The organism is Streptacidiphilus melanogenes (assembly GCF_000787835.1).
Lineage (GTDB): Bacteria > Actinomycetota > Actinomycetes > Streptomycetales > Streptomycetaceae > Streptacidiphilus > Streptacidiphilus melanogenes.
Map to the genome: position 1 here is coordinate 53615 of NZ_BBPP01000048.1, position 6734 is coordinate 60348.

Annotated in this window: 7 protein-coding genes; 5 read left to right on the plus strand and 2 right to left on the minus strand. The window is 71.2% G+C overall.

Features of this window, described 5'->3' with window-relative positions:
• Both TR49_RS33785 and TR49_RS33790 read left to right on the plus strand, forming a co-directional pair.
• The coding region (locus TR49_RS33785; protein ID WP_042388682.1) for a hypothetical protein at positions 1-334 on the plus strand (334 nt) is incomplete at its 5' end.
• 562 nt (positions 335-896) lie between these two features.
• Positions 897-2159, plus strand: coding sequence for a polysaccharide deacetylase family protein (locus tag TR49_RS33790; protein WP_042388650.1), 1263 nt, complete (start codon positions 897-899; stop codon positions 2157-2159).
• A gap of 24 nt (positions 2160-2183) precedes the next feature.
• Here TR49_RS33790 and TR49_RS33795 read toward each other — a convergent pair whose 3' ends face one another.
• Together TR49_RS33795 and TR49_RS40585 are read right to left on the minus strand one after the other, a co-directional pair.
• Complete coding sequence (locus TR49_RS33795; protein WP_042388652.1) at positions 2184-2696, minus strand: MarR family winged helix-turn-helix transcriptional regulator; 513 nt, start codon at positions 2694-2696, stop codon at positions 2184-2186.
• Positions 2697-2735: 39 nt separating this feature from the next.
• On the minus strand, positions 2736-3611 hold the full coding sequence (locus TR49_RS40585) for a universal stress protein (RefSeq protein ID WP_052434879.1): 876 nt from the start codon (positions 3609-3611) through the stop codon (positions 2736-2738).
• Positions 3612-3763: 152 nt separating this feature from the next.
• Between TR49_RS40585 and TR49_RS33805 the strand changes: the two genes are divergently transcribed.
• The 3 genes from TR49_RS33805 (at position 3764) to TR49_RS33815 (ending at position 6684) form a co-directional block, all read left to right on the plus strand.
• Entirely contained in the window at positions 3764-5581 is a 1818-nt protein-coding gene (locus TR49_RS33805; RefSeq protein ID WP_042388653.1) for a chloride channel protein, read from the plus strand.
• A 250-nt stretch (positions 5582-5831) separates the two neighbouring features.
• Positions 5832-6098, plus strand: coding sequence for a hypothetical protein (locus TR49_RS33810; protein WP_042388655.1), 267 nt, complete (start codon positions 5832-5834; stop codon positions 6096-6098).
• A gap of 316 nt (positions 6099-6414) precedes the next feature.
• On the plus strand, positions 6415-6684 hold the full coding sequence (locus TR49_RS33815) for a hypothetical protein (RefSeq protein WP_042388656.1): 270 nt from the start codon (positions 6415-6417) through the stop codon (positions 6682-6684).
• Positions 6685-6734: the final 50 nt, after the last annotated feature.

Genomic DNA, 6734 nt, shown 5'->3' on the forward strand with positions numbered 1-6734 from the left:
CTACCGCTACCCCGAGCTGCCACCCGCCCCCGACAGCCCGCCCGCCAAGCCGCCCGTCCGCGTCGTCTACCACCCCGGCCCGATCGCACCCCGCGGCATCGCCCTCACCTGCCCCGCGTGCGCGGCCAACCGCAACTGGCTCATGATCCACTACCCGACCGCCACCCGCGTAGCGATCCGGTGCCGCTGCACCCACCAGTGGATCGACCCCGACCTCACCCTCGACGACTTCGAGCAATACGCCGACTACCCCGCCCAGGACTTCGACACCGTCGAAGAGATCATCACCGCGACAGGCTTCGACTCCACCTTCGCCGGAACATACCTGGACTAACCGTCGAAGCGTTACGAAGTCCGATCAGGTCGGCCACCCGCTATGCGGTTGGCAGCTCCTCGGCCCGAGCAGCACGGTCGCGATGATGAGGCGATTGGCGCCCTGCACCGCGCCGAACAGACCGACGGTCTTCAGTTTCGGGAGGCCGGTCCCGCGCCGGGACATGCTTGCCTCGGACGAGGGCCGACTGGCGGAGTCTCCTGGTCTATGGCGCTCTCAGGGTGACGGTTCGCCACCTGCGGTCCGGGGCCGCGAGGGCCATCCCCGATCCGCGCGGCCCTGCGCGGCCCCCAGGGCCCGGTGCGATGGCGCGATCGCGGGACCCGACGCCGGGCGGTTGAGGCCGCCTGCGGTGGGAGTGGACTGCGGGGCTGCGACACGCCGCCCGCTCGGCGGCCTGCCAGTGTGCGGCGCTGGGACCTGGGGTGATACCCAGTCGGCCGAATTCACCCTGCCAGATTCCTTGCACCATGCAAACCTTGCATGAGGATGGCATTGCGCGACGTCGCAGGCGGACGACGGTGTGTCATGCCCGCGCGCCGGTAACGAAGCAAGGAGCATCATGGCCCATTTCTCCCGCCGAGGAGTGGTGGCCGCCGCGGCTGCCGCCGCCTCGGCCCTGGTCTCCGGGTGCGGCGGGGTGACCGCGAGTCCCCGTCCGGCGCGGCACGGCACCCCGGGCGACGCCCGGGGCAGGATGCCCGCCCGACCGCTGGCGCTGATCGGCGACGGGTCGATGGCGGACACCGGTCCGCAGCCCTTCCAGCCGGTGCCCGAGAGGCTGCAGCCGGGGCAGCGCCCGCCTCAGTTCGTCGTCTTCTCCTGGGACGGCGCGGGTGAGGACAGCAAGAAGCTGTTCTCGCACTTCCGCGCCGTCGCGCGGGAGACGAAAGCGACGATGTCGTTCTTCCTGTCCGGCATCTACGTGCTGCCCGAGGGCAAGAAGGACCTCTACCTGCCGCCCGGCCACAAGCCCGGCGCCTCGGACATCGGCTACCTGGCCGACGACCACGTCCGGATGACGCTTGAGCAGGTCCGCGGGGCGTGGCTGGAGGGCCACGAGATCGGCACTCACTTCAACGGCCACTTCTGCAGCCCCACCAGCGGAGTGGGCACCTGGACCCCGGCGCAGTGGCGCAGCGAACTGGAGCAGGCGATCGGCTTCGTGGAGCAGTGGAAGACCAACACCGGCTACCACGACATGGACCCGCTGCCGTTCGACTACCGCAAGGAGCTGATCGGCGGCCGCACCCCGTGCCTGCTCGGGCAGAACCAGCTGCTGCCGACCGCGGCGGCGATGGGCTGGAAGTACGACGCCAGCTCCCCGGGCGGCCTGCAGATGTGGCCGGGCAAGAAGGTGGGCCTGTGGGACTTCCCGCTGCAGTCGATCCCCTTCCCGGGGCACAGCTTCCAGGTGCTGTCGATGGACTACAACATGCTGGCCAACCAGACCGGTGGCACTCCGCACGGCGACCCGGCCAGGCGCCCGTACTGGCAGCAGCAGTCCTACGCCTCGTACATGGCCGGCTTCAATCGCGCCTACACCACCAACCGGGCCCCGTTCTTCGTCGGCAACCACTTCGAGTCCTGGAACGGCGGCATCTACATGAAGGCCGTCGAACAGGCGCTGCGCGACATCGCCGCCAAGCCCGACGTGCGCCTGGTCTCCTTCCGCCAGCTCATCACATGGCTGGAGGCCCAGGATCCCGCGGTCCTCGCCCGGCTGCGCACACTGGCCCCGGGCCAGGCGCCGGGGGACTGGCGCGACTACACCGGCGGCACGCCGACCACTCCCACCTCCGGGCGGACGCTCGCGCGGACGTGAACCCGGCGCCGGGCGTCGCCGGGTCTACCAGCCCAGCAGGTCGAGCTGGCGCTGGACCGCGTCCGGCTCCTGGCTGGCCTCGGTGAAGGCGCGCAGGGCGTAGACCAGGCCGGTGCGCTGCTCGGCCGGCATGTGGCTCACGATCGCGGCGATGTCGGCGCGGCGGCGCTCGGTGGCCTCGACGACGGTGTCGGCGCCCTTGCCGGTGAGCTCGATGGCGACCTCGCGCCGGTCGGCCGCGTTCGTCTCGCGGACGATCATGCCGGCGGCGATGAGGCGGTCGATCATCCGCATGGCCGTGGACGGGTTGACCGCGAGCTGCTCGGCGAGGCGGGACAGGTTCATCGCGCCGCGGGAGTGCAGCAGGACGAGCATGCGGAACTGAGGCAGGGTCAGCTGCTCGGCGACGGTGCCCAGGGAGCGTGCGGAGAGGGATACCAGGACCCTGGAGGCGGTCAGGACGGCGGTCACCAGGTCCTCCTCCTCGACGGCGGGAGCGGGGACCTTGGCGCGCGGGGAGCGGCGATCGTCGGGCATACGTCCTTTCTACCTTCTCCAGGCGCGTTCGTGGGCTCCTCAGGGGGCGGGGACGACGGCGACCGGGCAGCGGGCGCTCAGAATGGCGCCCTGGCTGACCGAGCCCAGCCGGCCCAGCGGACCGGTCGGCTGACCGTGCCGTCCGACCACCACCAGGCGGGCCTGCCGTGACAGGCGCACCAGGGCGCGGACCGCGCCTGAGTGGACGGTGTCGGCGTGCAGGTCCACCTCCGGGTAGCGGGCCCGCCAGGGGGCGAGGGTCTCGTGCAGGCGCATGTCCTGCTCGGCCGTGGTCCGGCCTTCGTCCGCGAGTGCGAAGACGCCGTCCGGGCCGCCGGTGGGTGACTGGTGCCAGGCGTGCACGACCCGCAGGGGCGCGTCCTCGCGCACCGCCGTCTCGAACGCGAAGGCCACCAGGTCGCGGCCCGGATCCCGGCCGTCCACGCCGAGCACCACCGGCCCGTCCCCGCGCACCGACAGGCCCGCGTACGGGTCCTCGGGAACCACCACGACGGGACCGCCCGCCGTCGCGGCCAGGTGCAGGCTGGTCGAACCGAGCAGGCGATCGGGGAAGCGGTGCGCGCGTCTGGCGCCGACGACGAGCAGCTGTACGCCGTCCCGGTGCCGCTCCAGCGCATACCGCGCGTCGGCGTCCACCACCTCGCAGATGACCGCCAGGCCGGGGTGCGACAGCTCGGTGAGCCGGGCGGTCTCCTCCAGCAGCTTGCGAGCGCTCGCCTTCAAGAAGCCCTCCCGCAGAAGGTCGGGATCGTCGTGGGCGGCTCCCGTCCAGCCGGTGACCAGCCGCAGGGGCGCGCTGCGCGCCAGCGCCTCCTGCGCGGCCCAGTCCAGGGCGCGGCTCGGGCCGGCCGGATAGTCGACGCCGACCGCCACGGCGGGAACGGCACTGGTCATGGCGAGGTCCTTTCGGACTGTCCAAGGCCCGCATGCGGGCCGTCCCAGGCCCGCGTGTGCAGGCTCGCAGCCGGGCCCGGCGGACGGCGACGGCGTCTCGCTGGGCGAACCCCCTCTTTTTAGTATGGTGCAAACATTGCATAATGCAAAGCATGAAGCCGCAGCTCACCGCAGCCCCGCCGTCCTCCGTGATCGACCGGGCGACGACGTTCCTCCGCTCGTCCAAGGGCGGACTGGCCGTCCTCGCGCTCGTCATCGGAGCCGGGGCGGGACTGGGCGCGGTCGTGTTCCGCTGGCTCATCAAGACCTTCACGGGGCTGCTGTCCGGACACGCGGACTACTCCGCCGCAGGGCACGCCGCCAACCCGCACGTGCCCATCCTCGGCCCCTACTTCGTGATCCTCGCCCCCGTCGTCGCGGGCCTGCTGTACGGGCCGCTGGTGCAGCGCTTCGCCCGAGAAGCCCGCGGCCACGGCGTCCCGGAGGTCATGTACGCCGTCGCCCGCCGCGGCGGGAAGATCGCCCCCCAGGTCGCCGGCGTCAAAGCCCTCGCGTCCGCCCTGTGCATCGGCGGCGGCGGATCCGTGGGCCGCGAGGGCCCGATCGTGCAGATCGGCTCCGCCCTCGGCTCCACCCTCGGCCAGATAGCCAGGCTGTCCGAGTCACGGATCAAGATGCTCGTCGCCTGCGGCGCGGCCGGAGGCATCGCTGCGACCTTCAACGCCCCGCTGGCCGGGGTGTTCTTCGCGATGGAGCTGATCCTGCGCGACTTCGCCGCCGAATCGTTCGGCATGGTCGTCCTCTCCTCCTTCACCGCCTCCGTCATCGGCCGCTCGATCCTGGGCAACACCGCCTTCATCACCCTCCCGGCCTTCCAGGTCCAGCACCTGGCCCAGTACGCCCTGTTCGCGCTCCTCGGGCTGATCGCCGGAGTGGTCGGCGTCGGCTTCAACAAGATCCTCTACAGGATCGAGGACGCCTGCGACGCCGTATGGCGCGGCCCCGAATGGGCCCGACCCGCCGTCGGCGGCCTGCTCCTCGGACTGCTCCTCCTCGCCCTGCCGCAGATGTACGGCGTCGGCTACCCGGTCCTGGAGCACGCCCTCGCCGGCGGCTACGCGCTGCTGTTCCTCCTCGCCCTGCTCGCGGGCAAGATGATCGCCACCTCCCTGACCATCGGGATCGGCGGCTCCGGCGGCGTGTTCGCCCCCAGCCTGTTCATCGGCGCCATGCTCGGCTCCGCCTTCGGCCAGGGCGCCCACCAGCTCATGCCGTCCATCGCCGGATCGGCCGCCGCGTACGGGATCGTCGGCATGGGCGCCGTCTTCGCCGGCGCCGCCCGCGCCCCCATCACCGCCGTCGTCATCCTCTTCGAGCTCACCGGCGAGTACAGCATCATCCTGCCGCTCATGGCCGCGATCGTGATCGCCACCATGGTCAGCCGCAAGCTCAGCTACGAGAACATCTACACCGCCAAGCTGATGCGCCGCGGCATCGACCTCGACGCCACCGTCGACCCCGCCGACACCCTCACCGTCGCCCAGGCCATGACGACCGCACCCCACGCGCTCGTCGACACCACCCCCTTGGCCCAGGCACCACGGGCCCTCGCACACCAGCACCACGGCGTCGTCCCGCTCACCGGCACCGACGGCACCTACCGCGGCACCGTCCACGCCCACGACCTCATCCACGCCCTCGCCGACGACACCGACCTGCAAACACCCGTCGGCAAACTCGCCGACGACACCCACCCCACCACCACGCCCGGCACCACCCTCGCCGCCGCACGTGACCAGCTCAACGCCACCAACGCCGAAGGCCTCCCCGTCCTCAGCCATGCCCACGACGGCCGGCTCGTCGGCTGGATCGACCACCGCGCCATCCTCCACGCGCTCCACCACGCCCCGCACCCCGCACGCACCGCCCACGAGGACGATGACCCCCGCTCGCGAGTGGGCGACCACTGAGCCCGCTCGAACACCACCCGGTGCGCGCCGCGGACGGATCCTGGGGCGGCCACCGGCCAACCCGCGAGCCGGTCGCCGTGCAAGCGGGGCACGGCGTTCTGGCCAAGCATCCTGCCCGGACGCCGCATCCACGACAGGAGTACGGCATGACCCACGCACTGACACCGGCTCAGACCGCCGCAGCCCTGCGCTCAGCCCTGGAAGGCGACGACCTTCACGCCCTGCTGGACCTCCTCGCCGCACACACACGGTGGGCCCCACGCCCGGCATCGAAGCCGAGATCGCCCCGCGCGCCGCCATCCTCGACTGGTACGCACAACTGCATGCCAGCGGCACGCGGGCCCAGATCGAGGAGAGCTTCACCTACCCCGACGCCGTCGTCCTCGGACTGGCCCAGGCCCGCCCCGGCAGCCCGGTGCTCTACCAGGTCTTCCAACTCCGCGACGGAAGGATCACCAGCGTGCGGGGCCACACCGACCGCTACGAAGCCCTCGACGACGCCTACCTCACCCCCTGAGCGCGACGGGAGCCGATCCGCACCCCGGTCGTGGTCCCTGAGGCGTCGGGCTGGTCTAGGTCTAGGCGGGACGGGGTGCTCAGTGATCGACTTTCCGCGTGGATTGCACCATGCAAAGATTGCATAGTGGCTTGCGTCAATCTAGGCGGCAGAGACGCGTGCCGCGTAGTTCGCGCATGCCAACGGGACGATCTGGGAATCGGCACTGGCGGCCCGCAATCCTGGCCGCCGAGCACTTTGATTCGGATCGGTTGCGCCGCCATGGTGAGTGCGGCCAATCCGAAAGCAGACCGGCAGAGAACAAGGAGCCCGACCGATGACCGGGTTCAAGCAGACCCTCGTGTACCAGTCGACGTTCTACGCCAACGGGCGGCGGCTGCTCAGACTGAGCGGCCCGAGGATCGACGCCATGATCCACGCCGGGGCGACCGCTCGCCTGGAGGGATCGGACGTCACGATCACCGCGCCGGGGATGGACGACTACTGCGCAGTCGACGTCACCACCAGGCGCACGGCTGCCGCGTGGGTGAAGAAATTCAACGACCGAGCCCGGCAGCGCCAAAGCGGCAACGACGGCTCACTGTGAGACCGTCCTGAGGCGGAGCCGAACCGCACGCCTCGGCGGCGTGCGCGATC

Bases quoted from the DNA above. Each gene is read 5' to 3' on its own strand.
- TR49_RS33790 (WP_042388650.1), top strand. From the start codon at position 897: ATGGCCCATTTCTCCCGCCGAGGAGTGGTGGCCGCCGCGGCTGCCGCC.
- TR49_RS33795 (WP_042388652.1), bottom strand. From the start codon at position 2,696: ATGCCCGACGATCGCCGCTCCCCGCGCGCCAAGGTCCCCGCTCCCGCC.
- TR49_RS40585 (WP_052434879.1), bottom strand. From the start codon at position 3,611: ATGACCAGTGCCGTTCCCGCCGTGGCGGTCGGCGTCGACTATCCGGCC.
- TR49_RS33805 (WP_042388653.1), top strand. From the start codon at position 3,764: ATGAAGCCGCAGCTCACCGCAGCCCCGCCGTCCTCCGTGATCGACCGG.
- TR49_RS33815 (WP_042388656.1), top strand. From the start codon at position 6,415: ATGACCGGGTTCAAGCAGACCCTCGTGTACCAGTCGACGTTCTACGCC.